General features: G+C 71.6%; 24 protein-coding genes. 10 read left to right on the forward strand and 14 right to left on the reverse strand.

Features of this window, described 5'->3' with window-relative positions:
- Positions 1-2: 2 nt before the first annotated feature.
- Complete coding sequence (locus tag AB0F29_RS34570) at positions 3-863, forward strand: ATP-binding cassette domain-containing protein (RefSeq protein ID WP_361880788.1); 861 nt, start codon at positions 3-5, stop codon at positions 861-863.
- Complete coding sequence (locus AB0F29_RS34575) at positions 860-2,116, forward strand: sugar ABC transporter permease (protein ID WP_361880791.1); 1,257 nt, start codon at positions 860-862, stop codon at positions 2,114-2,116. Before AB0F29_RS34570 ends, AB0F29_RS34575 begins: the two co-directional genes overlap by 4 nt.
- A gap of 59 nt (positions 2,117-2,175) precedes the next feature.
- On the opposite strand, the gene AB0F29_RS34580 is transcribed toward AB0F29_RS34575, so the two are convergent.
- Genes AB0F29_RS34580 through AB0F29_RS34605 form a run of 6 tightly spaced genes read right to left on the reverse strand, consistent with a single transcriptional unit; the run spans position 2,176 to position 6,699 of the window.
- Complete coding sequence (locus AB0F29_RS34580; RefSeq protein ID WP_361880794.1) at positions 2,176-2,943, reverse strand: urease accessory protein UreD; 768 nt, start codon at positions 2,941-2,943, stop codon at positions 2,176-2,178.
- Positions 2,940-3,692: an urease accessory protein UreG gene (gene ureG / locus AB0F29_RS34585; protein ID WP_018960958.1), complete on the reverse strand. Its 753-nt coding sequence runs from the start codon at positions 3,690-3,692 to the stop codon at positions 2,940-2,942. The genes AB0F29_RS34580 and ureG overlap by 4 nt, the downstream gene beginning before the upstream one ends.
- On the reverse strand, positions 3,685-4,350 hold the full coding sequence (locus tag AB0F29_RS34590; RefSeq protein ID WP_361880797.1) for an urease accessory UreF family protein: 666 nt from the start codon (positions 4,348-4,350) through the stop codon (positions 3,685-3,687). The genes ureG and AB0F29_RS34590 overlap by 8 nt, the downstream gene beginning before the upstream one ends.
- Positions 4,350-6,053, reverse strand: coding sequence for an urease subunit alpha (locus tag AB0F29_RS34595; protein ID WP_361880800.1), 1,704 nt, complete (start codon positions 6,051-6,053; stop codon positions 4,350-4,352). The genes AB0F29_RS34590 and AB0F29_RS34595 overlap by 1 nt, the downstream gene beginning before the upstream one ends.
- Positions 6,041-6,400, reverse strand: a complete 360-nt coding sequence (gene ureB / locus AB0F29_RS34600; RefSeq protein WP_361880803.1) for an urease subunit beta — start codon at positions 6,398-6,400, stop codon at positions 6,041-6,043. Before ureB ends, AB0F29_RS34595 begins: the two co-directional genes overlap by 13 nt.
- On the reverse strand, positions 6,397-6,699 hold the full coding sequence (locus AB0F29_RS34605) for an urease subunit gamma (RefSeq protein WP_050363096.1): 303 nt from the start codon (positions 6,697-6,699) through the stop codon (positions 6,397-6,399). The genes ureB and AB0F29_RS34605 overlap by 4 nt, the downstream gene beginning before the upstream one ends.
- Before the next feature lie 527 nt (positions 6,700-7,226).
- Here AB0F29_RS34605 and AB0F29_RS34610 point away from each other — a divergent pair.
- The 4 genes from AB0F29_RS34610 (at position 7,227) to AB0F29_RS34625 (ending at position 13,511) form a co-directional block, all read left to right on the forward strand.
- Positions 7,227-8,417, forward strand: a complete 1,191-nt coding sequence (locus AB0F29_RS34610; protein ID WP_361880806.1) for an FAD-dependent oxidoreductase — start codon at positions 7,227-7,229, stop codon at positions 8,415-8,417.
- A gap of 10 nt (positions 8,418-8,427) precedes the next feature.
- Positions 8,428-9,366: a sigma-70 family RNA polymerase sigma factor gene (locus tag AB0F29_RS34615; protein ID WP_361880809.1), complete on the forward strand. Its 939-nt coding sequence runs from the start codon at positions 8,428-8,430 to the stop codon at positions 9,364-9,366.
- 70 nt (positions 9,367-9,436) lie between these two features.
- Positions 9,437-9,985 (forward strand): GNAT family N-acetyltransferase, encoded by a 549-nt coding sequence (locus AB0F29_RS34620; RefSeq protein WP_361880812.1) that lies wholly within the window; start codon positions 9,437-9,439, stop codon positions 9,983-9,985.
- 181 nt (positions 9,986-10,166) lie between these two features.
- A complete protein-coding gene (locus AB0F29_RS34625; RefSeq protein WP_361880815.1) occupies positions 10,167-13,511 on the forward strand; it encodes a S8 family serine peptidase in 3,345 nt (1,114 codons plus the stop codon).
- 138 nt (positions 13,512-13,649) lie between these two features.
- Here AB0F29_RS34625 and AB0F29_RS34630 read toward each other — a convergent pair whose 3' ends face one another.
- The 4 genes from AB0F29_RS34630 to AB0F29_RS34645 form a co-directional block, all read right to left on the reverse strand.
- Positions 13,650-14,237 carry a hypothetical protein gene (locus tag AB0F29_RS34630; protein WP_361880818.1) on the reverse strand — a complete coding sequence of 196 codons (588 nt, stop codon included), beginning with the start codon at positions 14,235-14,237 and terminating at the stop codon, positions 13,650-13,652.
- Positions 14,234-15,763: a HAMP domain-containing sensor histidine kinase gene (locus tag AB0F29_RS34635; RefSeq protein ID WP_361880821.1), complete on the reverse strand. Its 1,530-nt coding sequence runs from the start codon at positions 15,761-15,763 to the stop codon at positions 14,234-14,236. Before AB0F29_RS34635 ends, AB0F29_RS34630 begins: the two co-directional genes overlap by 4 nt.
- Positions 15,760-16,443, reverse strand: coding sequence for a response regulator transcription factor (locus AB0F29_RS34640; RefSeq protein ID WP_361880824.1), 684 nt, complete (start codon positions 16,441-16,443; stop codon positions 15,760-15,762). The genes AB0F29_RS34635 and AB0F29_RS34640 overlap by 4 nt, the downstream gene beginning before the upstream one ends.
- A gap of 94 nt (positions 16,444-16,537) precedes the next feature.
- On the reverse strand, positions 16,538-17,164 hold the full coding sequence (locus AB0F29_RS34645) for a class I SAM-dependent methyltransferase (protein ID WP_361880826.1): 627 nt from the start codon (positions 17,162-17,164) through the stop codon (positions 16,538-16,540).
- Between the two features lie 116 nt (positions 17,165-17,280).
- Here AB0F29_RS34645 and AB0F29_RS34650 point away from each other — a divergent pair, with 116 nt between their 5' ends.
- Positions 17,281-18,099: an APH(3'') family aminoglycoside O-phosphotransferase gene (locus AB0F29_RS34650; RefSeq protein ID WP_361880829.1), complete on the forward strand. Its 819-nt coding sequence runs from the start codon at positions 17,281-17,283 to the stop codon at positions 18,097-18,099.
- Here the strand turns inward: AB0F29_RS34650 and AB0F29_RS34655 are convergent.
- Entirely contained in the window at positions 18,086-20,044 is a 1,959-nt protein-coding gene (locus AB0F29_RS34655) for an NAD-binding lipoprotein (RefSeq protein WP_361880832.1), read from the reverse strand. The genes AB0F29_RS34650 and AB0F29_RS34655 overlap by 14 nt on opposite strands.
- A 262-nt stretch (positions 20,045-20,306) precedes the next feature.
- On the opposite strand from AB0F29_RS34655, the gene AB0F29_RS34660 reads away from it, so the two are divergent.
- Positions 20,307-20,852: an MOSC domain-containing protein gene (locus AB0F29_RS34660; protein WP_361880835.1), complete on the forward strand. Its 546-nt coding sequence runs from the start codon at positions 20,307-20,309 to the stop codon at positions 20,850-20,852.
- Positions 20,853-20,983: 131 nt separating this feature from the next.
- On the opposite strand, the gene AB0F29_RS34665 is transcribed toward AB0F29_RS34660, so the two are convergent.
- Positions 20,984-21,277, reverse strand: coding sequence for a hypothetical protein (locus tag AB0F29_RS34665; protein WP_361880838.1), 294 nt, complete (start codon positions 21,275-21,277; stop codon positions 20,984-20,986).
- A gap of 1,385 nt (positions 21,278-22,662) precedes the next feature.
- Here AB0F29_RS34665 and AB0F29_RS34670 point away from each other — a divergent pair.
- Both AB0F29_RS34670 and AB0F29_RS34675 read left to right on the forward strand, forming a co-directional pair.
- Positions 22,663-23,319 (forward strand): DedA family protein, encoded by a 657-nt coding sequence (locus tag AB0F29_RS34670; protein ID WP_361880841.1) that lies wholly within the window; start codon positions 22,663-22,665, stop codon positions 23,317-23,319.
- 147 nt (positions 23,320-23,466) lie between these two features.
- The gene (locus AB0F29_RS34675) at positions 23,467-24,021 is read left to right on the forward strand and encodes a tellurite resistance TerB family protein (protein WP_265597505.1); all 555 of its coding nucleotides are present in this window, start codon (positions 23,467-23,469) and stop codon (positions 24,019-24,021) included.
- A 147-nt stretch (positions 24,022-24,168) separates the two neighbouring features.
- On the opposite strand, the gene AB0F29_RS34680 is transcribed toward AB0F29_RS34675, so the two are convergent.
- Together AB0F29_RS34680 and AB0F29_RS34685 are read right to left on the reverse strand one after the other, a co-directional pair.
- The gene (locus AB0F29_RS34680; RefSeq protein ID WP_361880844.1) at positions 24,169-24,360 is read right to left on the reverse strand and encodes a ferredoxin; all 192 of its coding nucleotides are present in this window, start codon (positions 24,358-24,360) and stop codon (positions 24,169-24,171) included.
- Positions 24,361-24,365: 5 nt separating this feature from the next.
- The gene (locus tag AB0F29_RS34685; RefSeq protein WP_361880847.1) at positions 24,366-25,616 is read right to left on the reverse strand and encodes a cytochrome P450; all 1,251 of its coding nucleotides are present in this window, start codon (positions 25,614-25,616) and stop codon (positions 24,366-24,368) included.

The following is a 25,616-nucleotide window of genomic DNA, read 5'->3' on the forward strand; positions in this document are numbered from 1 at the left end:
CCATGTCCGCTGACTCCTTGCCCTCCCCTCACGAGGCGCCGGGCGGCTCATTGCTCTCCCTGCGCGGAATAAGCAAATCCTTCGGCGCCGTCGCCGCACTCACCGATGTCGACCTCGACGTCGCCGCGGGGCAGGTCGTGGCTCTGGTGGGCGACAACGGCGCGGGGAAGTCCACCCTGGTCAAGGTCCTCTCCGGGGTGCACCAGCCGGACGCCGGAACCGTCGGCTTCGGTGCCGGGACCGTGGCGATCACCTCCCCGGCCACCGCACAACGGCTCGGCATCGCGACCGTGTTCCAGGACCTCGCCCTGTGCGAGAACCTGAACGTGGTGGAGAACCTCTTCCTCGGGCGCGAGTCGCGTGGGCTGCGCCTGGACGAGGTGGGCATGGAGGTCCGCTCCCGTGCTCTGCTCGGGGAGCTGTCGGCGAAGATCCCCTCGGTACGCGTCCCGGTCGCGGCCCTGTCCGGCGGCCAACGGCAGACGGTGGCCATCGCGCGGACGCTCCTGGGCGACCCCAAGGTGATCATCCTGGACGAGCCGACGGCCGCCCTGGGCGTGGCGCAGACGGCGGAAGTCCTCAATCTGATCGAGCGTCTGAGGGAGCGTGGGCTGGGCGTCATCATGGTCAGCCACAACATGGCCGACGTGCGGGCCGTCGCCGACACCGTGGCCGTCCTGCGACTCGGCCGCAACAACGGAGTCTTCGAAGCGGCCGGGACGACAGCGTCGGAACTGGTGGCGGCCATCACCGGAGCCACCGACAACGTGGTCAGCCGCCGCGCCGGCCGCGACCGGGCCACGGGCGACAGAACGGAGCCGGCGTACCGGACCGGTACGGCGCACCAGGGGGAAGCATCATGACGGAACCGGCCGCTGTCACGAGCCCGGAGCTCTCCCCCTGCGAGCCCGTCGGGCCGGCGGCCCGGTCCGCCGGTGCGCGCGACCGCCTGCGAGCGGTTCTCGTCCGGCTGCGCGGCGGCGACCTCGGGCTCCTGCCCGTCCTCGCCGGGCTGGTCGTGATCTGGGGCGTGATGCAGGTCCTCAACCCCATCTTCCTGTCGAGCGCGAATCTCACGAACCTCGCCCTGGAGAGCGTGCCGGTCGGCATCATCGCCCTGGGAGTCGTCTGTGTCCTCCTCGTCGGCCAGATCGATCTGTCGGTCGGCTCGGTCAGCGGCCTCGGCGCTGCCGTACTGGCGGTCCTCTTCGTGGACCGGGGGCTGCCGGCCTGGCTCGCCGTCGCCGTCTCGCTGGCCCTCGCGGGTCTGATCGGCTGGTTCTACGCCCAGGTCCACAACCGGGTCGGGGTACCCAGCTTCGTCATCACCCTCGGCGGCCTCCTCGGCTTCCTCGGCGTGCAGCTGTGGATACTCGGGCCCAAGGGATCGATCAACCTGCCCTACGACTCGGGCCTGGTGGCCTTCGCGCAACTCCAGTTCCTGCCACCCTGGTTGGCGTACGCGCTGGTCGTCGCGGGTGCGGCGGCGCTGTACTCGACCGGTGCCGCGCGTGCGTCGGAGCGCCGCCGGGCGGGGCTCACCGCCGCCTCCCGGCGCCTGCTCGCCGGACGGAGTCTGGCGCTGCTGGCCGGCCTCGGCGCGGCGGTCTGGTATCTCAACCGGGACCGGGGGGTGGGCTGGATGTTCGTGTTCTTCCTGGCCCTGGTGCTGGCGCTGCACTATGTCCTGTCCCACACCTCCTTCGGCAAGTCGATGTACGCGGTCGGCGGCAACATGGAAGCCGCCCGGCGTGCGGGCGTGAACGTGAGGGCCGTCCTCACCACCGCCTTCGTGGTGTGCGCGACGCTCGCGTGCGTCGGCGGCGTCCTCTCCGCCTCACGGCTCGCGGCGGCCAACCAGAGCAGCGGCGGCGGTGACGTCAACCTCAACGCGATCGCGGCAGCCGTCATCGGCGGCACCAGTCTGTTCGGCGGCCGGGGCACCGCGTTCGCCGCACTGCTCGGCGTTCTCGTGATCCAGTCCATCTCCAGCGGGCTCACGCTGCTGAATCTCGACTCCGCGTACCGCTTCATGGTGACCGGCGGGGTACTGCTGCTGGCGGTGTCGTTGGATGCCGTGGCCCGGCGTTCGCGGGTCTCCCACGGCAGGGCCTGAGGCACCGCCCGTATGCGGTACCCAACCCCTTCACGGTGCTGGGACGCCCCTGACGAGCGTCATTCGCTTTCGTTCTCGGTCCGCCAGTGGTCCCACAGTGCCGACAGCTCCGCTTCCAGCGCCGGGGCCTCGGTGTCCAGCAGCCGGACCTGGGCCCCCGGGCCCGCGAGGTCCGTCCGGTAGGGGTGGGGCGGTCCCGGCGGGCGGGCGCCGAGGGCGGTGACGGAGCCGATGATCCGGTTCGGGCCGAGGACGCCGGGGAGTTCGCGTATGTCCGGGTCGGTCAGGTCGAGGTCCTCGACCAGCAGTTCCCGGTCCTCGTGCACGGCCCGGGTCCTGGCCCGGACGCGGCCGCCGCGTTCCCCGGAGCGGCCCAGGACGAGGGTGTCGCGCCACAGCATCCGGGCGCCGGGAGCGAGCGTCACCTCCATCGTGCGGTCGACCCACGCCCCGTGCGCGACGACGAACGGCTTCCCGTCCCAGTCCAGTCGGCCTCCCGCCGCGATGTCGATCCTGGCCCGCCACGCCGATCTCCCTCCCCGGTGGTCGTACGCCACCAGACCGGAGGGTTCGACCAGTTCCAGGCGGGCCCCCGGGCCGACCGAGACGTGCAGCCGGAGATCGTCGCCGGCCAGCAGCCCCGCCCGGGTGCCGACGAGGGCGATCCGCAGGCGGTCCGCGCAGGGCAGCAGGGGGCGGGGGGCGAGGAACGCCCCGGGAGACAGCTCGCGGGCGAGGTGCCGGCCGGAGGCGTCACGCTCGACGGCGACGACCGTGGGGTCGTCGGGCTCGGCCGGGCGGGCGGCGGGCGCGGGCGGGCCGGTCACGAGCCGTCGTGGCTGTGGCTGTGGGGCGCCATCGGGCCGGGGTCGGTCGGCACATGGGTGCCGGAGCGGTGGCGTACCAGCACGGCTCGCACCCAGTCGGCCAGTTGGGCGATCGACTCGGGGTCGTGCTTGGACAGCGCGAGGACGGGCAGACCGTCGCGGGCCCGTTCGGCGTCGGCGACCATCGCGGCCACGTCGACCTCCACGTGCGGGGCGAGGTCGGTCTTGTTGATGACCAGGAGGTCCGCGCCGGTGATGCCCGGGCCGCCCTTGCGGGCGACGTCCCCGCCGCCCGCGACGTCGATGCTGAAGAGCTGGGCGTCGGCGAGGGCGGGGCTGAACGTGGCGGTGAGGTTGTCGCCCCCGCTCTCGATGAGCACCAGGTCCAGCGGTCCGTAGGCCTCCTCCAGGTCCTCGACCGCGTCGAGGTTGGCGCTCACATCGTCGCGGATCGCGGTGTGGGGGCAGGCTCCGGTCTCGACGGCGCGGATGCGCTCGGTGGGCAGGACGCCGGCCGAGCGGAGGAATCGGGCGTCCTCGTCGGTGTAGATATCGTTGGTGACGACGGCCATGGAGAGCTCGCCGGCCAGTTCGCGGCAGAGGGTGGCGAGGATGGAGCTCTTGCCGGTGCCGACGGGGCCGGCGACGCCGATGCGCAGGGCGCGCGGCTGGTTGAGCGGCTGGTGATAGTGCTCGTTGGGGCCCTGGGCGGGTTGTCCGGGCTGCTGGGCGGAAGCGTTGTCAGGCAAGGAAGAGTCTCCGTTCGCGTCGGTCGTGTTCGAGTGCCCACTGCTCGGTGAGCGGTGGTGTACGGGCGGGGAGTTCGGCGGGGGTGCGCACGGCCAGTGCTTCGGTGACGGCTCGCGCGGCGTCCGCCTCGGCGGCGACGATCCACGCGACGGAGTCGAGGGGGTCGCCGGGCAGCAGCTTGAGCGCGGCGGAGGCGATGGTCTGCAGTTCGTCATAGACGACGCCGTGGGCCAGCGCCTCCTCCCCCACCCCCAGGGCCGCCCCGAGCGCCCCGAGGGTGACCGGCCGCAGGGGGCGCGGGTGGAGCCGGGTCAGGGCGGTGACCGCGGGATGGCCGGGGGCCAGCCGGCGGGCGAGGCGGTGCACGCCTCGGCCCAGTGCGGCGGAGGCCTCGCGCAGCGGGGCCGTCGGCGTCCGGGCGGCGAGCGCCTCCTGCACGGGCGTGTAGTCCACCGGATCGCGCTGGGCCGCCCGCAGGGCGAGTACGGCGCCGGCGGCTTCGGTGACGACGGTGGTGTGCAGGCGGGCCCTCAGCAGGGCGGGGATCTGCGCGCGGGTGAGGCCCGCCGCGACGGCCGGTTCGAGGCCCGCGCTGTAGGTGTGGGCGCCGACCGGGAGCCGCCCGTCGGCGAGGAGGTAGGGGGCGAGAAGCGACATCAGAACATGCTGTACCGCTGGGCCAGCGGCAGTTCGGCGGCGGGGGCGGGCTCGACGAGCTCCCCGTCGATGCGGATGGCGAAGGTCTCCGGATCCACGTCGATGGCCGGGAGCGCCGTGTTGTTCGGCAGGTCCGCCTTGGTGAGGTGCCTGGTGGGCCGTACGGCGACCAACTCCCGGACCAGGCCGAGACGTTCGGCCAGCCCGTCGGCCAGCGCCAACGGGGAGACGAAGCTGACCGACAGGTGCGGCGCGGCCTCGGCGGCGGCGGTGGCGCGCATGAGGACGGGCTGTGTGGTGGGGATCGCCGCGCCCGCGTCGCCGAGCGGCGCGTACACGGCCATGCCGCCCTTGATGACGGCGGCGGGCCGGATCCCGAAGAAGGCGGGGTCCCAGAGCACCAGGTCGGCGAGCTTTCCGGGCTCCACGGAGCCGACGACGTGGTCGATGCCGTGGGCGACGGCCGGGCAGATCGTGTACTTGGCGACGTACCGGCGCGCTCGCTCGTTGTCGGCGGGCAGTTCGCTGCCGCGGTCGCCGAAGCGCTGCTTCATGACGTGGGCGACCTGCCAGGTGCGGCAGACGACCTCGCCGATGCGGCCCATCGCCTGGGCGTCGGAGGAGGTGATGGACAGTGCGCCGATGTCGTGCAGCACGTCCTCGGCGGCGATGGTGGTGGCCCGGATCCGGGACTCGGCGAAGGCGAGGTCCTCGGGCACCCGGGGGTTGAGGTGGTGGCACACCATCAGCATGTCGAGGTGCTCGGCGACGGTGTTGACGGTGTGCGGGAGCGTCGGGTTGGTGGATGCCGGGAGGATGTTCGGGTGGGAGGCCACGGTGATGATGTCGGGAGCGTGGCCGCCGCCCGCGCCCTCCGCGTGGAAGACGTGGATACCGCGTCCGGCGATGGCGTCGAGGGTGCCTTCGACGTAGCCGACCTCGTTGAGGCTGTCCGCGTGCAGCGCCACCTGGAGGCCGTAGGCGTCGGCCGCCCGCAGCGCGGCGTCGATCGCGGCGGGGGTGGCTCCCCAGTCCTCGTGGACCTTGTAGCCGCCGGCGCCGCTGAGGGCCGCCTCGCGCAGGGCCTCCTCGCCGACGGTGGAGCCCTTGCCGAACAGCATGACGTTGAGCGGGACGCGGTCCAGGGACCGGTGCATCATGGCGAGGTTCCAGGCGCCGGGGGTGACGGTGGTGGCCTTGGAGCCCTCGGTGGCGCCGGTGCCGCCCCCGATGACGGTGGTGGTGCCGGTGGCGAGCGCCTCGTGGAGGGTCTCCGGCATCAGGAAGTGGACATGGGTGTCGACGGCTCCGGCCGTGAGGATGCGGCCCTCGCCGGAGATCACGTCGGTGCCCGGGCCGATCACCAGATCCGGATGGACGCCGTCGCTGATGTCGGGGTTGCCGGAGCGGCCGAGGGCGACGATCCGCCCGTCGCGAACGCCGATGTCGGTCTTGACGACGCCCCAGTGGTCCAGGACGACCGCGTTGGTGATGACCAGGTCGGGTGCGCCTTCGGCCCGGGACGCGGTGGCCTGGGCCATCGACTCGCGGATGGACTTGCCGCCCCCGAAGACGGCCTCGTCGCCGCCGAAGCAACGGTCCTCCTCGACCTCGATCCAGAGATCGGTGTCGGCGAGGCGGATCCGGTCCCCGGTGGTGGGGCCGTAGAGCGAGGCGTAGGCGGCACGGGTCAGCTGGGCCATGTCACTAGGTCCTCCGTTCGAGGTGTGGGGGCGGGGGCGGGCGCGGGGGTCCGGGCCTCGGGCAGCACGATGCCGGGAACGCGGCGGCGGCCGCGGAGTTCGACGAGGCTGACGTCGACGCCGACGCCCGGCTCGAAGCGCAGCGACGTCCCCGACGGAATATCGAGCCGAAATCCCCGGGCGGCGGTCCGGTCAAAAGAAAGAGCCGGATTCGCGTCGGAGAAATGCAGATGGGATCCGACCTGAATGGGCCGGTCTCCGTCGTTCACCACGGTGAGAGGCAATACCGTGCTTTCGGCATTGATGTGCACGACTCCGGAGCCCGTCCGGATCTCGCCGGGGATCACGGGATCGGCGAGGTGATCGTGACGAGCTTGCGCCCGTCCGGGAAGGTCGCCTCGACCTGGACGTCGTGCAGCATCTCGGGGACGCCTTCCAGCACTTCAGCACGGGTGAGCACGGCCCTTCCCGCCGTCATCAGCTCGCTGACCGGGGCTCCCTCACGGGCCCGCTCCATCGCCCAGCACGCGAGCAGGGCGACGGTCTCCGGGTAGTTGAGGCGGACGCCGCGGGCGCGCCGGTCACGGGCGATCATTCCGGCAACACTCAGTAGCAATTTCTCCGTGTCGGACGGAGTCAGAAACATGGGAAACCTCCATGGCGGCCTCCCCGGAATTCCCGGCGGCGCCTGAACCACATGCCTCTTATAGCTCTTCTCTTCGCGGCGTGGCAAATTCTCGCGCACGGCGAAAAGTCCCTTTTTGTGGTTACGACCCACTACATACGGGCAAAACGTACAAAATTCGGTCGGGCGACTACCGGGGTCAGCGCGTCACAGCGGGCCGACCGGAGGGTTCCGGTGGTGGTGCCTCGCCCTGTCCGCCCTGGTCCCGCGCGAGAGGCAGTGGTGACCGAACGGCGTCGCCGGTCCGCGCCCCCGGAAGGTCCGGCGTCTCGAAACGGGGCGGAAGATCAGGGGTGAGGAGTGATCGTGTCCGGGCCATCGATCCCACCTGCTCCTTCGGAAGAAGTCCGGGCCCGCCCTCACCAGTGATTCGGAGCCGGGCGCCGAAGGGATGGGTCCACCGGGTGACCCGGCTCACATCCGACCCCTGTCAGCAATCGGAGCGCTGTCCCGTTCAAGGGGTACGCGAACGAGACAGGAGCCATGTCATGAAGCACCGCATCGTCGTACTCGGCGCCGGCTACGCCGGGGCTTTCGCCGCCGGCAACCTGGCCCGCAGACTCTCCCCCGCCGACACCGAGATCACCGTCGTCAACGCCGCACCCGACTTCGTCGAACGGATGCGCCTCCACCAGCTCGCCAGTGGCCAGGAGCTCGCCTCCCGCAGGCTCGCCGACGTGTTCGCGGGCACCGGGGTGCGGTTGCGTCTGGCGCGTGTCACCGGTATCGACCCCGAGCACAGGACCGTCGCCGTGGCCGGCGAGGACGGCGCCGGTGAACTCGCCTACGACACCCTTCTCTACGCGCTCGGCAGCTCCGTCGCCCACCATGACGTCCCCGGCGCGGCCGAGTACGCCTTCGATGTGGCCGGCCGGTCCTCGGCGCTGCGTCTGCGCGAGCGCCTGGCCGGCCTGGGCGGGGGCGGCACCGTCGTGGTCGTCGGCGAGGGGCTGACCGGCATCGAGACCGCGACCGAGATCGCCGAGTCGCGGCCCGGGCTCTCGGTCGCGCTCGCGGCCCGCGGCGAGCTGGGCGCCTGGCTCTCCCCGAAGGCGCGTCGTCATCTGCGCGGCGCCTTCGACCGGCTCGGCGTCACCGTGCACGAACACACCGCCGTCGACGCCGTCGAGCCGACCCGGGTGCTCACCACCGACGGCAGGTCCGTCCCGGCCGATGTGACCGTGTGGTCGGCCGGGTTCGCCGTGCACCCCATGGCCGCCGCCGCCGGACTGGAGGTCGCCGGGACGGGCCAGATCGTCGTCGACCGCACCATGCGTTCGGTCTCCCACCCGGACGTCTACGCCGCGGGCGACTGCGCCTACGCGATCGGCGAGAACGGCCGGCCGCTGCCGATGTCCTGCGCCTCGGCCGGTCTCACCAACATGCGGGCGACCGCCGCGATCATCGCGCGCCTGACGGGCCGCGAGGTCCCGGCCACCGGGCTGAAGTACTTCGGCAACCACATCAGCCTCGGACGGCGGGACGCCATCTTCCAGATGGTGGACGGGGACGCCCGGTCCAAGGCCTGGTACCTGGGCGGCCGAACCGCCGCACGGCTCAAGTCGGGCGTGCTCAAGGGCGCCTGGTGGGGCATCCCCCATCCGACCTTCGGCCTGCCGAAGCGCAGGCACCGGCTTGCCCCCGCGCCCGGCCGGGCCGGTACGCGGGTCGCCTCCTAGGCTGTTGCGCATGGACAGCACAGCCGTCGATCAGTTCGAGGCCGGCCGGAGCAGGCTGGCCTCGCTCGCGTACCGTCTGCTCGGCTCGGCGGCCGACGCCGAGGACGCCGTGCAGGACACGTTCCTGCGCTGGCAGGCCGCGGACCGCGAGCGGATCGAGGTACCCGAGGCGTGGCTGACCAAGGTCGCCACCAACCTCTGCCTCGACCGGCTCCGCTCGGCACAGGCGCGTCACGAGCGATCGGCCGGCGCGTGGCTGCCCGAACCGCTCCTCGACGGCGACCCGATGCTCGGCCCTGCCGACACCTTCGAGCAGCGTGAATCGGTGACCCTGGCGGTACTGACCCTCCTGGAGCGCCTCTCGCCGGCCGAGCGGGCCGTCTACGTCCTGCGCGAGGCCTTCTCGTACAGCCACGCCGAGATCGCCGCGATCCTCGACATCACCGAGTCGGCGAGCCAGCAGCATGCCCATCGGGCCCGTACCCGGGTCGCCGCCGAGCGCCGCCGCGGCTGCGCGGCAGACCCCGCGTCCGCGCGCCGGGTCGTCGAGGAGTTCCTCGCCGCCGCCACGTCCGGGCGCACCGATCGGCTGGTGGCGCTGCTCACCGACGACGTGACGGCGGTCTCGGACGGCGCCGGACTGGCCAGGCGGCTGCTGCGGTACACGTCGCGCGAGCGGGTCGCCTCCTTCGTGCGGGCGGGTTTCAAGCCGACGCCGGCGAAGCGGCGGCTGGCCGGCGGCTCGCTCGCGATGCATCTCGCGCGGGTCAACGGCACCCTGGCCGTCGTCGCCGTGGTCGGGGGCCGGGTCGTGGGCGCCGTGGCTTTCGAGGTCAGCGACGGCAAGGTCGCGTCCCTGTACGGCATCGCCGCCACGGACCGGCTCGCGCGCCTCGACGAGGCGTGGCAGCACCACGAACCCGGCGTACCGGTCATCGACGCGTGGTGACCGGCCCGTGGGAGATGTCGCCGAGGGGGGCGGGGCGGCTCCTCGCGCGCCGTGCGATAGCTTGCCCGCCATGGCTGAACTCCCCAGCGCCACCTGGCCGCCCGCCCCGATCAGGACGCGACGGCTCGTGCTCCGTGAGTCCGAGGCGCGGGACCGCGCGGCGTTCGTCGAGCTGTTCGCATCACCGGAGGTGGGCGCTCACATCGGCGGTCCGCAACCGCGCGACGCTCTCGAACGCTCCGTCCCCGAGGTGCCGGGGCGACGGCGGGGCTTCTTCGTGGTCGAGCTCGACGGAGCGATGATCGGCACGATCACTCTCGACCGTCGGCCCGGGGAACTCCCGGATCGCCTCCGTCCGGATGCCGGGGAGACCGAACTCGGCTACCTGTTCCTGCCGGAAGCCTGGGGCTTCGGGTACGCCGCCGAGGCGTGCGCCGCCGTACTCGGCTGGTTCGCCGCCGCGCGGCCGGGCGAACCGGTGGTCCTCTGCACACAGATCGCCAACACCCCGTCGATGCGCCTCGCGCGGAAGCTGGGGTTCACCGAGGTGACCCGGTTCGAGGAGTACGGCGCCGAGCAGTGGTTGGGCGTGTGGAGTCCGGTCACGCCGTCCGGCTGATCCCGTGCCGTACGCCCTCGCGAGCAGGCCGTTTCCGGGTGCCCCGCTGTTACACAACGATCATTGAGTGCGCCCGAACAGCCTCTGCATACTTCAGGAATCCGGGGCCGAACGCGTATCCGAACGCGCCCCGTACGGCCGGGCCTTCGCCCGCCCGAACCACTCCTGAGCAGGGACAATCTTGCGAAAAAGATCAACGAGGGCGTACGCGCTCGTCGCCGCGGCCTCGGTCGCCCTGACCGCCGGCATGACCGCTCCGGCGTCCGGGAAGACCGGCGGCCCGGACACGGCATCCCCGACCAGCGCCAAGGCCTTAAAGGCAGACGACCGGGCCGTCGACACCGTCACCCTGATCACCGGTGACCGGGTCCTCGTGGACGCCAAGGGCCGGGTCGGTGGCATCCAGCGGGCCACGGGCCGGGAGGACATCCCCTTCTTCACCGAGATCCACGACGGCCGCACCCATGTGGTGCCGCGTGACGCCCGGCAGCTGATCGCCGACGGCAGGCTGGACCGGCGGCTGTTCGACATCACCGCTCTGGCCGAGCCGGAGAGCCTCCAGGCCCACCGGGCCGGGCTCAAGGTGATCGTCGGATACCGGGGAGCGGCGGCCGGGTCAGCCCGTGCCGAAGTGCGGTCCGCCGACGGCACCACCGTCCGCCGGACCCTGTCGGCCCTCGACGCCGATGCCGTCACCAGTGCCGCGGCCACCGACAGCGAAGGCGCTCTGTGGGACGCCCTGACGCGTCAGCGGAAGGACGGTTCGGCGGCCACCGCGTCCGGCATCGCGCGGATCTGGCTCGACGGTGTGCGCAAGGCCTCGCTCGACCGCAGCACCGGTCGGATCGGCGCCCCGGCGGCCTGGGCCCGGTCGTTCGACGGCACCGGTGTGAAGATCGCCGTCGTGGACACGGGCATCGACGCCACCCATCCGGACCTGGCGGGCCGGGTCGCGGCTGAGCGCAACTTCAGCGGCTCCCCGGACGCCCGGGACCGTGACGGGCACGGCACACATGTGGCCTCGACGGCGGCCGGCACCGGGGCGAAGGACGCCCGGTTCAAGGGCGTGGCCCCCGGAGCCCGGCTGATCAACGCGAAGGTGCTGGACGACCGGGGCTTCGGTGACGACTCCAGCATCATCGCGGGGGTCGACTGGGCCGTCGCCCAGGGCGCCGACGTCATCAACATGAGCCTGGGCGGCCTCGACACCCCCGGCATCGACCCGCTGGAGGCCCAGGTCAACAAGGTCTCCGCGGAGAAGGGCGTCCTGTTCGCGATAGCCGCGGGCAACAACGGGCCGAGCCAGGGCACGGTCGCGTCGCCGGGCAGCGCCGACGCGGCCCTGACCGTCGGCGCCGTCGACGACAACGACCTGATGGCCGACTTCTCCAGCGTCGGTCCCCGTACCGGTGACAAGGCCGTCAAGCCCGACATCACCGCGCCGGGCGTCTCGATCACGGCGGCCGCGGCGGAGGGCGTGGCGGGGCAGAACCCGCCCGGATACCACAGCCTCAACGGCACGTCGATGGCGACTCCACACGTAGCGGGGGCCGCGGCGATACTCAAGCAGAAGAACCCCACCTGGACCGGCGCACAGATCAAGGCCGCCCTGACGGGCTCGGCCAAGGACGGCGCCCACTCGGTCTTCCAGCAGGGCGCGGGCCGGCTCACCGTCGACAGGGCGATTGACCAGACGGTCGTCGCCGAGCCGGTCTCCGTGAACCTGGGCACCCAGACCTGGCCCCACACCGACGACACCCCCGTCACCGAGCAGGTGACGTACCGCAACAACGGCAGCGCCGACGTGACGCTGGACCTGTCGCTGTCCGCGCCGACCGGCGGGGACGGACAGCCCGCCCCGGCCGGCTTCTTCACCCTCGGAGCCCAGCGGGTCACGGTCCCGGCGGGCGGGACCGCCGCCGTGGACCTGACGGCCGACACCCGCCTCGGCGGTACGGTCGACGGCTCCTACTCCGCCACGGTCGTGGCGTCCGGGGGCGGCCAGAGCGTGCGCACGGCGGCAGCGGTGGAGCGTGAGGCCGAGTCGTACGAGGTCACCTTCAACACCACCGGACGGAACGGCGCACCCAGCACAGGCTGGCAGGCGGACCTGAAGGGGTACGTTGGTCACGCCTCGGGCCTGCGGTTCTTCCCTGACCTGTCGTCCGGTTCCGCCACCGTCCGGCTGCCGCGCGGCACCTACAACCTGTCGGCCGACCTGCTGGTCGACCCCGCGGCTCCGGGCAAGGGCGCCGACCTGATCAACAACCCCCGGTTCTCGGTGACCGGCCCGACCACGGTCGACCTCGACGCCCGGACCACGCGGCCGGTGACGTTCAAGGTGCCGGACGCCTCGGCCACTCCGACGCGCGCGGGGATGATGTACTCCCTCAGCACGCCCGAGACGGGCATCACTCTGTGGAGCGACTTCACGAGTTTCGACAACGTCCGCACCGCGTACCAGGGTTCCCCGGTGACCGGCGACTCCTCGCTCTACCAGCAGTGGTCCGCCCATTGGAAGCAGGGGGCCACCGAGTACAACGCGCTCGCCGGCAGTCTGGTCCCGGAGCTGGCCACCGGCTACAGCAAGACGTACACGACCAAGAACATGGCCCTGGTGAAGGTGCGGATCGGATCGTCCGTGCCCGGCCTCGACGGCATCGTCAGGGCGGACGGTGAACTGGCCAACGGGGGGATCGCCCCGCTCTACTCGGCGCACCCCCTGCCGGGGACCCGGAAGGTGTACCTGTCCACGGACGACGACGCCGTCTGGAATATCGCGGCCGGTGTGCTGGGTGAGAAGGACGCGGCGGGCAACCGGCAGGTCGAAGGGGCCTACTCCTTCGCGCAGTCACGACGCTTCGAGCCGGGGACGACGCACACCGAGACCTTCCACGCCGGTGTGATGGGGCCACGGATCGAGGCCGGCGACGGGCTCGTGCGCGACGGCGACAACCTCTACGGCTCGCTGGCGCTGGTCAGTGACGGGCCGGGCCATCCCGGGTTCGCCCGGTACGCCGGTGCGACCACCACCATCCACCGTGACGGCGTGCTGTACGCGAAGGAGGACGCGGCCATCGACGAGCGGTTCTTCGCGCTGCCTGCGGAGTCCGCCACGTACAAGGTGGCGACCACCATCAACCGGAACCCGGCGGTGTACCGCGCCGGGAACCGGATCGACGCCTCGTGGACCTTCACCTCGGCCCGCACCGAAGCTCCGGCGACGCTGCCGGTCTCCACGGTCCGCTTCCAGCCGCGGCTCGCGCTGGACTCCACCGTTCCGGCAGGCTCCCAGCAGACGTTCCCCGTCGTGGTGCAGGGCGCGGCGGCCGGAGCCGGCCTGAAGTCGCTGCGGGTGACGGTGTCGTACGACAATGAGAAGTGGCTGCCCGCCAAGGTCACCGCGGGCAAGGTCACCGTGAGCGCCCCCGCGAAGGACAAGGCGATCTCGTTGAAGGCCGTCGTCACCGACAAGAGCGGCAACGAGTCGACAGTCACGATCCACAACGCCTTCCTCGGAAGGTGAGGCGCCCCCGGGCGGAACACCGCCCGGGGTGATCCCGGGCGAAGCGGCCCGCCGGAACGGAAGTTCCGGCGGGCCGCTGTCATGCCGTCGGCTGGGTGGCCCACTCCCTCCGCCCGTTCCCGCTCCCCCTTCGGGCGCTCAGCGTGCCGGGGCCGGGACCGGGCGGAGGGAGCAGTCGGCCGGAGCGAGGCGACCGTCCCGTCCGACCAGGGTGACGGGCAGGGCCCCCTGCGTCTGGGCGGCGAAGGCGGCCGTGCAGACGAGTTGGTCGCGGGCGGGGGCGGACAGCCGCCTCACCCGCAGGTCCAGCCTGACCTCGACGGTGGAATTCCCCGTCACGACCCGGTCCACGGCGGACGCCTCATGCGGCAGTGTGGGGGCGTTGCGGAGTCCGGCCCGCCGTTCGGCCTTGTTCGGCCCGTCGAGCAGGGCGGTGACAGCCGTCAGGGGCGACAGGGCCTTGCTCGCCTCCTCTCTCTCCGAGGCCGAAATCTCCGGGTCGCCCTGCCAGGGGACGTCGACGATCCGTGGCACGGGCAGCAGTTCGTCGTCGGGGGAGAAGAAGAACAACAGCACCCGTGTGTCACGCGGGGGCAACAGGTCGCCGACCGGCGGCCTCCCGGCCCCGACCACGCCCGTCTCCTGGATACCGCAGCCGGAGAGCGGCGCCCCGGCGAGCACCAGCAGCGTGGTCAGCCCGGCCGCGCGCAACGCCCGCTGCCTCACGCGTGGGCCCCCATGTCCTTGTCGGAGCCGGCCCCCGGCCGTTCGCCGAGTGCGGCAGCCTGACCGTCCGGCACGCCGTGGCCCGAGGCGGCGGGCCCGTCGAAGGGCAGTTCCACGGTGAACAGCGCGCCGCCGCCGGGCGGGCTCGAAGCACGGATCGTGCCGCCGTGGAGGCGCACGTTCTCCTGGGTGATAGCGAGTCCGAGGCCGCTGCCCGACGAGCGGGAACGTGCGGCGTCCGCCTTGTAGAAGCGGTCGAAGACGTTCGGCAGCGCTTCGGGGGCGATTCCGGGGCCGCTGTCGCGCACCTCGGTGATCAGCGCACCCGCTCGGGCCGACAGCCGGACGGTGACGGGTTCGGCCCCGTGGTGCAGGGCGTTGCCGACGAGGTTGGCCACGATGACGTCGAAGCGTCGCGGGTCGAGGCGGATGCGGACGCCCTCGGGCAGCTCCGCACGGACCCGGTCCTGCCACTGCCTGCCGGACAGGGTTCTCCGTACGGCCTCCGCCGCGTCCACCTCGTCGGTGCTGAGTCCGGCCGCGCGGGCGTCGAAGCGGGACATCTCCATCAGGTCCTCCACCAGCACGGCCAGTTTCCCGGTCTCGGCGCTGATCAGGCGCACCGCCCGGGCGGTGTCCGGGTCGAGCGTCCCGGCCTCCTCGTCCAGAACGTCCGTGACGGCGAGCATCCCCGCGAGGGGGGTGCGCAGTTCGTGCGAGACGTCCGAGGCGAAACGCCGGGCCCGCCCCCCGGCGTCCCGGAGTTCCTGTACGGAGTGTTCGAGGCGGGCCGCCGAGCTGTTGAACGTCCGGGCGAGGTCGGCCATTTCGTCCCTGCCGCGCACGGTGATCCGCGCGTCGAGCTGCCCGCCGCCCATGGAGTCCGCGGCACGGCGCAGTTCACGGACGGGGCGCAGCACGCTGCGCGCCGCGAACAGGGCGGGCACCAGGGCCACGACCAGCCCTGGCAGCGCACCGTCGCGCGCGGCGGTCACCAGTGCGTCGATGTCCGTCTCCTCGTTCGTCATGGGCATCACGGCGAAGAGGACCAGACCGCTGGGCACCGCGCCGCCGCCCGCGACGACCCGTGTCATCACCGGCATCCCGATCGTCAGATACGCGTTCCCGTCCTTGACGACCCGCTGGAAGCCGCCGTGCGGCGCGGTCCGCGCGGCACGGCGCAGCTCCCCGGTCAGCACACCGGAGACGGGCCGGTCTCCCGAGGAGACGCGCACGGAGCCGTACTCGGCGAACACGATCCACGGATGGGGTTTGGAACGGGCCGCGATGTCGTACAGGTCCCACCGGACCGATTCCGGGTCCAGGGGCAGGCCGGGGACGAACCGCTCGACCTCCTCGCGGAAGGAGGCGACGGCCGTGTCCTGTGCGCGTTCGAGGACCGCGCTGCGCGCCTCCCGGTAGGTCAACGCGGCCGTCGTGGCCGCGCTGACCGCGGCCACCAGAAGGAACGCGAGCACCAGCCGGGTGCGCACCCCGAACGCGGCGGCCGCTCCGGGTATCTTCACAGCGGGCCGAAGCGGTAGCCGAATCCCCGCACGGTCTGAATGTAGCGAGGGCTGTCGGACGGGTCTTCGATCTTGATGCGGAGTCGGCGCACGCAGGCGTCCACCAGGCGCACATCGCTGTGGTAGCTGTGGTCCCAGACCTCTTCCAGGAGCCGCTGCCGGCTGAAGACCTTTCCCGAAGCCGCGGACAGGAACAGCAGCAGCTTCAGCTCGGAAGGTGCGAGCGGGACCGGCCGGCCCGACTTCAGGACGGTGTGACCGGAACGGTCGATGTCCAGGTAGGCGTGGTGTTCGACGGCGGGCCGGGTGCCGGGCGGGGCTTCGATACGGCGCAGCACAGCACGGATACGGGCTTCGATGACCTCGGTACGGGCGGGCTTGACGACGTAGTCGTCGGCACCGGCCTCCAGACCGACGATGATGTCCACGTCATCGCCGCGCGCGGTGAGCATGATGATCGGCAGCTGGCTTTTCGCGCGTACGCGGCGGCACACCTCGACACCGTCCATCAGGGGCAGCATCAGATCGAGCAGCAGGAGGTCGGGGCGGAAGACGTCCAGCGCCTCCAGGCCGGCCTCGCCGGTCGCGGTGGCGAGGACCTCGTGGCCGCGGCGGCGCAGCCCCATCTCGACGCCGTCGCGTACGGACGGATCATCTTCGACGAGGACGACGCGTGGCATGCCGGTATCTCCAGGTCCTGGGACAGGAAGGATCGCGAAGGGGGACTTTCGGTGAGCGAGCGGTGGGGAGCGGACTCCCCGAGAGGCCGCGGGGTCACGTGGCCGGTCGGGTGTGCACGCTGACCGCGTAGCCGCCGCCGTCCTCGTACGGGTCGCCGTTCCAGGTCGCGTAGCGCTGCCGCAGGTTCAGTCCGGCCCGGGCGCACCACCGGTCGAACTCGGTGATGGTGACCGGAGCTTCGTCGAGGGGCAGGTGTGCCGCGTCCAGTCCCATGCCGGTGACCAGCAGACCGCCGGGGCGCAGGGCGGCGGCCAGGTGCCCGACAACGGTCGCTCCGGTGCCGGGGGCCAGCAGCGGGATGACGTTTCCGGCGGCGAGCACCAGGTCGAAGTCGGGATCCAGGCCGAGGGCGTCCAGCCGGGCCAGATCGCCGAGGAGCCAGTCCTGTGCGGGTGCTTCGCGGCGCGCGACGGCGAGCATCGAGGAGTCGACGTCCACGCCGGTGCAGTGGTGGCCCAGTTCGGCGAGGCGGATCGCGATCCGGCCGGTGCCGCAGCCCGCGTCGAGCACGCGGGCGGCCGGTTCCAGCAACGCGGCGCAGAAGGAGGCCTCACCGTGGATGTCGTGGCCCGACTCGGCGAGCCGTGCGAACCGCTGGGCGTACTCCTCCCCCGCCTGTCCACCGGTCAGTTCCGCCCAACGGTCGCGTTGCCCAGTCATGTTCAGCTTGCCTTCCGGTCAGCCCCCAGCGGGAGCATAAACGAGCCTGTCACACGGAGTCCGGTTCGGGTGGCTCCGGGCCGGCCCGGTACGCCGGGCTGGCTAGAGTCTCCGCCATGAGTGATCACCGCGATCCCGGGGCCGTCTCTCCGGTGCTGTTCGGCGTGGGGGGCGACTGGCTGCCTGTCGCCGCGGGCGAATCGGGTGCCTCCGTCTTTCGCTCCGTGGACGCCACCCGGTACGCCAAGTGCGTGCCCGCCACGGACGCGGCGGGACTTGAGGCGGAACGCGACCGGATCGCCTGGCTGAGCGATCAGGGCGTGCCAGGTCCCCGGGTGCTCGACTGGTACACCGCCGACGCGGGCGCCTGCCTGGTCACCCGTGCTGTCTCCGGCGTGCCCGCTGATCAGGTGAGCGCCAAGGATCTTCGCGCTTCCTGGGGGCACATCGCGGACGCGGTCCGTGGGCTTCACGAGGTGGCCGTGGTCTCGTGTCCGTTCCGCCGGGGGCTGGACTCCGTGGTCGCCGTCGCACGTGACGTCGTGGCCCGGGGGGCCGTGCATCCGGAGTTCCTCCCGGTCGAGCAGCAACTCGTGCCCCCCGCCGAGCTGCTGGCCCGCCTCACCGGGGAGATCCCTCGGCGACGGGATCAGGAGGCCGCCGACTCGGTCGTCTGCCACGGCGATCTGTGTCTGCCCAACATCATCCTCGATCCGGAGACCCTGGAGGTGTCGGGCTTCATCGACCTGGGCCGTCTCGGAGCGGCCGACCGTCACGCCGACCTGGCGTTGCTGCTCGCCAACGCACGCGAGACATGGGGGGACGAGGAGCGGGCGCAGGTCGCGGACGCGGCGTTCGCCGAGCGGTACGGCATCGCCCCGGATCAGGAGCGCCTGCGCTTCTACCTCCATCTCGACCCGCTCACCTGGGGCTGAGGGCTGTCCCGCAATCCCCGGCGGCGACCGTGGGCAGATTATGGTGGTCCGTCGCGACGACCACCACCTGGTCCTCGGCGTGCCAGACGCGCCGCTCGCCCTTCGTCGGGTTGAGTCTGATGCCGTGGTCCCCGGGTCCGGTGCGGGCGACATCGTGCCGACGGTAGCCGATCGCGCATTCGCCCCGGTCCCGCGCGGCGGCGACGACATCGGCGAACGTGGCCTCGGCTCCTGGGTGGATGTAGGCACCGGCAGGCCGCAGACAGACGTTGTTGCCCTCTGCGGAGAACAACTCCTCGAAGACGGGAGCCATATGCCGGTTCTGGGCGATCTGAGCCATGAGAAGACCGATGAGCATCCCGCTGACGATGACGTCGGAGCCGCTGTTGACGGGTGCCAGGGGGCGGTTCCGGTCATCGAGGAGCTCGGTGACGACACGCGTCTCGCGTCCGGTTCGCTGCTCCAGCAGTCGCACCGCCAGCAGCGTGACCAGGGTCCAGTCGTCCGGGTGGTCGGGGCCGTCGCCCCGGTCCGGGCCCAGGACGACCACCGTTTCGTACGGATCGAGGTCGAGGCCGAGCACGGTCTCGGGCCGCGACAGGGGAGCCGACCGGAAGCGCACGTCCGGCCCGGACGGCTCCCCGCCCTCCGGCTCTCTCGGCCCGGGTACGGCGCTGTCGGCGACCACGTCCACGACGGAGCCCGGGCGGGCCGTGCTCCGTAACTGGTCCAGGACCAGGGGGGCCCGGCGGTTCCAGCCGAGCAGCAACAGCCGGGAGGGGCCGGTCGGCTCGGCCCGTGCAGCGGCGATCACCGAGGCGTCGACGAGGTTCCGGCAGTCCTCCACGCGGGGACCGGCGTCATCGCGGGCGAGCACGATCAGGCGGCTTCCGGGGCGGACGACGGTGTCGGCGGGCGGATTCAGCAGCGTACGGCTCTCGGGCGTGAGCAGCCCCACCACGCAGGAGTCCGGGTGGCTCAGCAGGGTCGCTCCGAAGGGGCCGTCGTGGAACGCGGTGGCGTCGGCGACATGGAACTCGTCGCCCGCGAAGTCGAGAAGGTCGCGCAGTACGAGGGAGAGGCCCGGGCGGCCGACGCACTGCGCGATCAGCCGGGCCGTGACGGTGTCGGTCTCCAGGACCGTGCCGCGGGGGCCCGCGGCCAGCCGGGCCGGGGCCCGGTACCGGTCGTCCCGGACCGCGGCGAGTACCGGCGGCCCGTCCGTGTCCTCGCCGAGGACCGCCCGCAGGGCCAGCAGGATGCGCAGCACCTCGGCGTCGGCCGTCGGTTCCGCCGACGGCAGCACCACCACGGTGCTCGCCGACCGCGGGCTGACGAGTGCGAGAACGTCCGGATCACTGGCGGGACCACTGCGGCAGATGATCCGGGCGCGGGCAGCCGGGGCGGCCCGCGCGGTCAGCGCCTCCTCCATCTCCGCCTTGTCGCGGTCGGCGAGCAGCACGATGGCGCGCGGCCGCCGCGGGGCCCGGGCGGCGACCAGCTCGCTCACCACGGTGGTCACCTGGTCGGACCAGCCGAGCACCAGGACGTGCCCCTCCTCCAGGACCGTGGACCGCCCCCTGCTCAACTCCGCCATCCGCTCGGCCAGTCCGGTCGTGATCACCCCGACGAGGGTCGACACGCAGAGCAGCGCGACCAACCCGAGCACCGCGGAGAGCACCAGGCGCAGTGGCGTACCGGTGGCCGCGCCCAAGCGCAGCGTCTCGGCGCTGATCCGCCATGTCGCGATCAGCCGCTCCGAGAGGGACGTGGGCGATCCGGGATCGGTCCACACCAGCAGCAGGCTGACCGGGACGACGACGGCCAGGCAGGTGATCACCAGCCAGCCCATCAGCGTGCCGGGGGAACGGGCGAGCGTGCGGTCGAACCGGTAGCGCGCCCGGTCCCGCAACGGCACCCGCGGCCGGCCCTTGGCTGATTCCACTGCCCACTCCCCCTCGCCGCCGCCGCGCACCGCACGGCGGGTGCGGCATCGGCCGTCCCTCTCGGCAGAGTGCGGCCTCCGTCCTCGGGGCACGCCGGGTTCGGCGGTCGATTCATCCTTTCGGGCGCTCGGTCGCGGCGCGCCCGCATGAGTCCGGCCGGCGGCCCGCGCCGGTCAGCCCGTGGGTCCCCCGGGCTTCCGGGCCCCGGACAGACCTTCCGTACGATCGGGCAGCGACGGACGACGACACACGGAGGACTCCATGGGCGGCCTGGTCACCGCGGTGAGCCGCAACGAGCGGTACGGGTTCAGCAAACCCACCCACCCGTTCATCACGCTGCTCGCCGGACTCGGCGTGGAGGGGGATGTGCACGCGGGCACCACGATCCGCCACCAGTTCCGCATGACGTACGAACCGGACCTGCCCAACCTGCGCCAGGTCCACCTGATGCACGAGGAACTCTTCGAGGAGCTCGCCCTCAAGGGCTTCGATGTGTCGGCGGGCCAGCTCGGCGAGAACGTCACCACCGCGGGAGTGGATCTCCTCGGCCTCCCCACCGGAACCCTGCTGCGCCTCGGCGAGGAAACGGTGCTGGAGGTGACCGGGCTGCGCAATCCGTGCGCGAAGATCAATGACTTCCGCCCGGGGCTGCTGGGTGAGGTCTTCGCCCTGGATCCCGTGTCGGGCGAATTCACCTTCAAGTCGGGCGTCATGGCCGTGGTCCGTAACGGCGGGACGGTCCGCGCCGGCGACACCATCGGGGTCGAGCTGCCGACGCCCCCTTACCGGGCCCTGGAACGCGTCTGAGGGCTGTCCCGAGCACGCGGAGTACCCGCCTTGTCGGGGCCGCCCGGTCGCGGCCGGCGCCCGGCTCCCGTGGCGGACGCGGCCCCGTCGCGACCGGAGAGCCGGCGCCGGGGCCACGTTTACGCCCCGTCTCAGTCCTGCTGCTCCAAGGAGTCCGCGAACGCGCGCAGCGCATCGGCCAGATCCTTCTTCGTGGGCAGCTCGTCGACCTTCTTCTCCAGGTCGTCGATCCGCTGGGCGACCTCCGCGAGATCGACCGGAGCCGTCGGCGAGGGGCTCGGTCCGCCCGTGGGATCCGGGCCGCTCGGGTGGGCGCTGGGCTCGGGCCCCCCGATGGATCCGGCATCGCCGCCCTCCGACCCGCCGGACCCACTGACGCTTCCGCCACCGTCGGACCCTCCGTCGACGCCGCCGGAGCCACTCACGCTTCCGCCACCGTCAGACCCTCCGTCGACGCCGCCGGAGCCACTCACGCTTCCGCCACCGTCAGAGCCGCCCGAGACGTCGCCGCCACCGCTCGGTCCTGGGGGCACGCTCTCCGCGGGTACCGGGTCCCGGCCGGTCCGCCCCTCGTCCGACGTACCCGCGGCCAGCGCACCGCCGACTCCGAACACCACCGCAGCAGCGGCTCCTACCAAGGCCGCCGTCACACGTCTCGCCCGCCGATTTCCCATGGTCTCCATTCGTCAGACCCTAGCCATCGCATCTGGCGGAGGGACGGGTTCCCACATTCACGCGAATTCTCCACCCCTAACCGCCGCAGCTCCCGTTGACCGGTTAGATGCGAGCGGCGCGATGGAACTAACCAACAAATCAAAGTAGAGGGGTTAGCCATGGTTGCGGTCCACCACCGCTACGCGGACGTACAGGGACAGCGGAACTTCTCCTGGGAGGCCGGCGCCGGGCGCACGCGCGTGCTCGCCCGCCCTTGCGGCCGACGCGACCCCGCCGCCCCGCCGGGTCGGTGGACGTACGGCCCCGGCAGCGCGTGAGCCGTACGGAGAAATGCGCTTCAGGTTCGGTTCAGTTCGGGCTGTTAGAGTGCAGTCCTGCGGCGGCAATTCGCCGAGCGGCTTTGGCACTTCGCCCTACGGGCCGAATCGACCGGGACAGGGAGCGTAGGAATGCGCTGCAGGAAGATGCTGGCCTTCTACGCCGGTATCGCCGTGCTCCTGATGATTTCCGCGTTCGCTCTCGGCGGCTCCTCCCAGACCCCGCAGACCGTCGACACGGCAACTCATTCTCACTCCGTGTCCGTATTCGACGGGTCAGGGCCGAGCGCTCCGCTGGAGGGCGTCGACGGTGACGTCACGCTCCAGCACCGTCACAAGGCGGGGAGCACGACGGCCTCACCCCCCGTGCAGGCAGGTATTCCCTCCTCAGCACCGGATCTCCACGCCTGCGCGACGGAGGTCACCCGGCAGCATTCTTCGCACTCAGGATCGCGAAGCCCTGTCCGTGTCCAGATCCTTCTCTGCTGAGCGGAACCTCCGATCGTCGTGCGGCAGCCCCCGGGTCCCGCACAGCGCGAGGCGCTGTTGCGGCTCGGCGTTCGCCCGGTGAACTGCGCCTCGCCCGACCTCTTCCGTGAGCAGGCCCCCGGTGGCCCCAGGCCTCGATCTCCCGATCGCGGATACGTGCCATCACGTTCCTCGTCATGCGGAATCCGCCGCGATTCAGTCGTGATGGACCTCGGATTCCTCTCTCGGTATCCGACCGGCCTTTGCGGGATTTCCGACCCCCAAAAGATGTGACGCCGAATTGGCCGGCCCCGGCCTCGGCCCCCTACTCAGCCCTGGAGCAGACGCACATGCAGCATTTCCCCCTCGCCTCGGAACCGGCGAGCGGCATCGCAGGGTGGGCGACCAGCCTTGTCGAAACCATGGGCGGCCCCGGGGCCGGGCTGGCGATCGCCTTGGAGAATCTCTTTCCGCCGTTGCCTAGCGAAATCATCCTGCCGCTGACGGGCTTCGCCGCGGGACAGGGAGTGATCAGCCTGTTCTCCGCTCTGTTCTGGACGACGCTGGGGTCGGTGGTGGGGGCTGTCGCCCTCTACCAGATCGGCGCTCTCTTCGGCCGGGACCGCATGTACGCCCTGTGGGCGCGGCTTCCCCTGGTGAAGGTCTCCGACCTCAAGAAGACCGAGGAATGGTTCGTCAAGCACGGCATGAAGGCCATCTTCTTCGGTCGGATGATTCCGATCTTCCGCAGCCTGATCAGCGTCCCGGCCGGCCTTGAGCGGATGCCTCTGCCGCTCTTCATCCTCCTCACCGCGCTGGGCAGCTTCATATGGAACTTCATCCTCGTCATGGCCGGATATCTGCTGGGTGATCAGTGGGAGCTCGTGGAGAGTTACGTCGGGGTGCTCTCGAAGGTTGTTCTGGTACTGGTGGTCGTGGCGCTGGCCGTGGCGGTCGGTCGCCGGCTGCGTTCCCGTCGAGGTGATCGGCAGAAGGACCACGCGTGACCGGTTCGCCGAACCTTCCGGAGCCGCCTGCTCCGGGAGGCCCACCGGTCACCGGGCGAGGGCCGCCGACGGGCGGACCACGAAGAATGGTTGCAAGCGGCCGCGCACACTGCGCGGACCATCGATCCGATCGACAGGGTGGCACGCATGGCTATGTGGGACCGCATCAAGGACCAGGCCAAGGGGCTGCAGCAGCAGCAGTCGCAGGGCACGAGGGGCCCCGCCGGCCAGCGGCAGGCGGGTACGGGAGCCGCGGGCGGCTCGAAGGAGAAGTTGGTGGGGCTGCTCAAGTCGCAGCTCGGCTCGCTCAAGACGGAGCTCAAGAGCGGGGCGTACCGGGACGCCAGTATGGCGATGTGCGCTCTGGTCGCGGCCGCCGACGGCTCTGTCGACCCCGCCGAGCGGCACCACGTGGAGACGTTGATCCTGCAGAACGACGTCCTGCAGAACTTCCCTCCGGAGCAGTTGCGGCAGAGGTTCAACAAGCACGTCGACCAGATGATGTTCAACTTCCAGCAGGGCAAGACCGAGGCCATGCAGGAGATCGCCAAGGCCGCGAAGAAGCCTGTGGAGGCCAAGGCGGTCGTCCAGACCGGTTTCGTGATCGCCGGCGCGGACGGGTACATCGCCCCGGCGGAGGCTCAGGTTCTGCGGGAAGCATGCATGGCGCTCGGGGTGTCCCCGCAGGAGTTCGGCCTCTGAACCGGCCGGTGCCTCTGAACCGGCCGGCGCGTGTGAACCGGCCGGCGCGTGTGAACCGGCCGGTGCCTCTGAACCGGCCGGCGCGTTTTCCGTAGCGGTGGGAACCCGGCGGGCGCGACCGTGTCGCGTCCCGCCGGGCCCGGCCCGTCAGTCGTCGGTCAGGGACACCGCCCCGACCGGGCAGGCCCGGACGGCCTCCCGCACCAGCGGATGGTCCACCGCCGTGTGGCCGGGTAGCATCTCGCCGAATCCGTCGTCGTCCTGAGTGAACACGTCCGGCGCGGTCAGCGCGCACATGCCGGCCCCCACACAGCGTTCCTTGTCGACCTGGACGCCCATGCCGCTCACCAGGCCACGGGCAGTTCCAGGAGACCCTGGATCGTGTCCCCGGGTTTGTGCTGGATCTCGTCCGCGGGCACGGCGAGCCTGAGCGCCGGCAGCCGCTCGAAGAGCGTACGCAGCGCGATGTCGAGTTCGGTGCGGGCCAGGTTCTGGCCCAGGCACTGGTGGACGCCGAAGCCGAAGGCGAGGTGGTGGCGGGATGTCCGGTCCCAGTCGAGCGTCTCCGGGTTATCGAACACCTCGGTGTCGCGGTTGATGAGCGAGGTCGAGAAGAGCACGCCCTCTCCCTCGCGGATCGTCGTCCCGGCCACCTCGATGTCCTCGGTGGCCAGCCGCTGCAGACCGTCGGCGATGGACAGGAACCGCAGCAGCTCCTCGACCACCGCGGCCGTAGTCGTCTCTCCGGACCGCAGCGCCGCCAGTTGCCCCGGGTGCCTCAGCAGAGTGAACGTGCCGAGCGAGATCATGTTCGCGGTCGTCTCGTGCCCCGCGATGAGCAGGATCACCGCGAACGAGACGAGGTCGTCGCGGTCGACGGGCCCGCCGGGATGGTCCCGGTGGATCAGCTCGTCCAGGAGCCCCTCACCCGGCTCCACCCGCTTGCGGTCGATCAGGGCGCCCAGATAGCCCTCCAGTTCGGTCCGGGCCTTGTCCACGTCGGCCGCGCCGGGACCCCGCAGGAGCCGCCGCGAGCAGCCCTCGAAGAACTCGTGGTCGACGTACGGCACACCGAGGAGCGCGCAGATCACCATCGAAGGCACCGGCAGTGCGAAGTCGGCGACCAGCTCGGACGGCGGCCCCTGCCGCTCCATCGCGTCCAGCAGTCCGTCCACCGTTTCCTGGATGCGGGGGCGCAGCGCGGCGATCCGCTTGACGGAGAAGCTCGGGATGAGCATCCTGCGCTGGGCGTTGTGCTCGGGGTCGTCGACACCGAGCAGAGCCACGCGCCGCCCCTGCGCGTTCACGAACCGCTCGGCCGGAACGGGGAAGTCGGGATGGGTGCGATCGGTGGACAGCCGCGGATCCGCGAGCAGCCGACGTGCCAGGGCATGGCCGGTGACCGCCCAGACCGGGCGCCCGTCGAAGAGGGTGACCCGGCTCAACGGCCGGTCCGCGCGCAGTGGTTCGTAGCCGGTGGGCGGGTGGTAGGGGCACTCTCGGTCCTGCGGGAACGGTGTCGCGGAGGTCGGTTGCGTCGAAGGGGCGGTGAGAGCGTGGTCCTGGCGGGCCGGTTCCGTCGTGGATTCCGTCAT

The organism is Streptomyces sp. NPDC026589, from assembly GCF_040638385.1.
Taxonomy (GTDB): domain Bacteria; phylum Actinomycetota; class Actinomycetes; order Streptomycetales; family Streptomycetaceae; genus Streptomyces.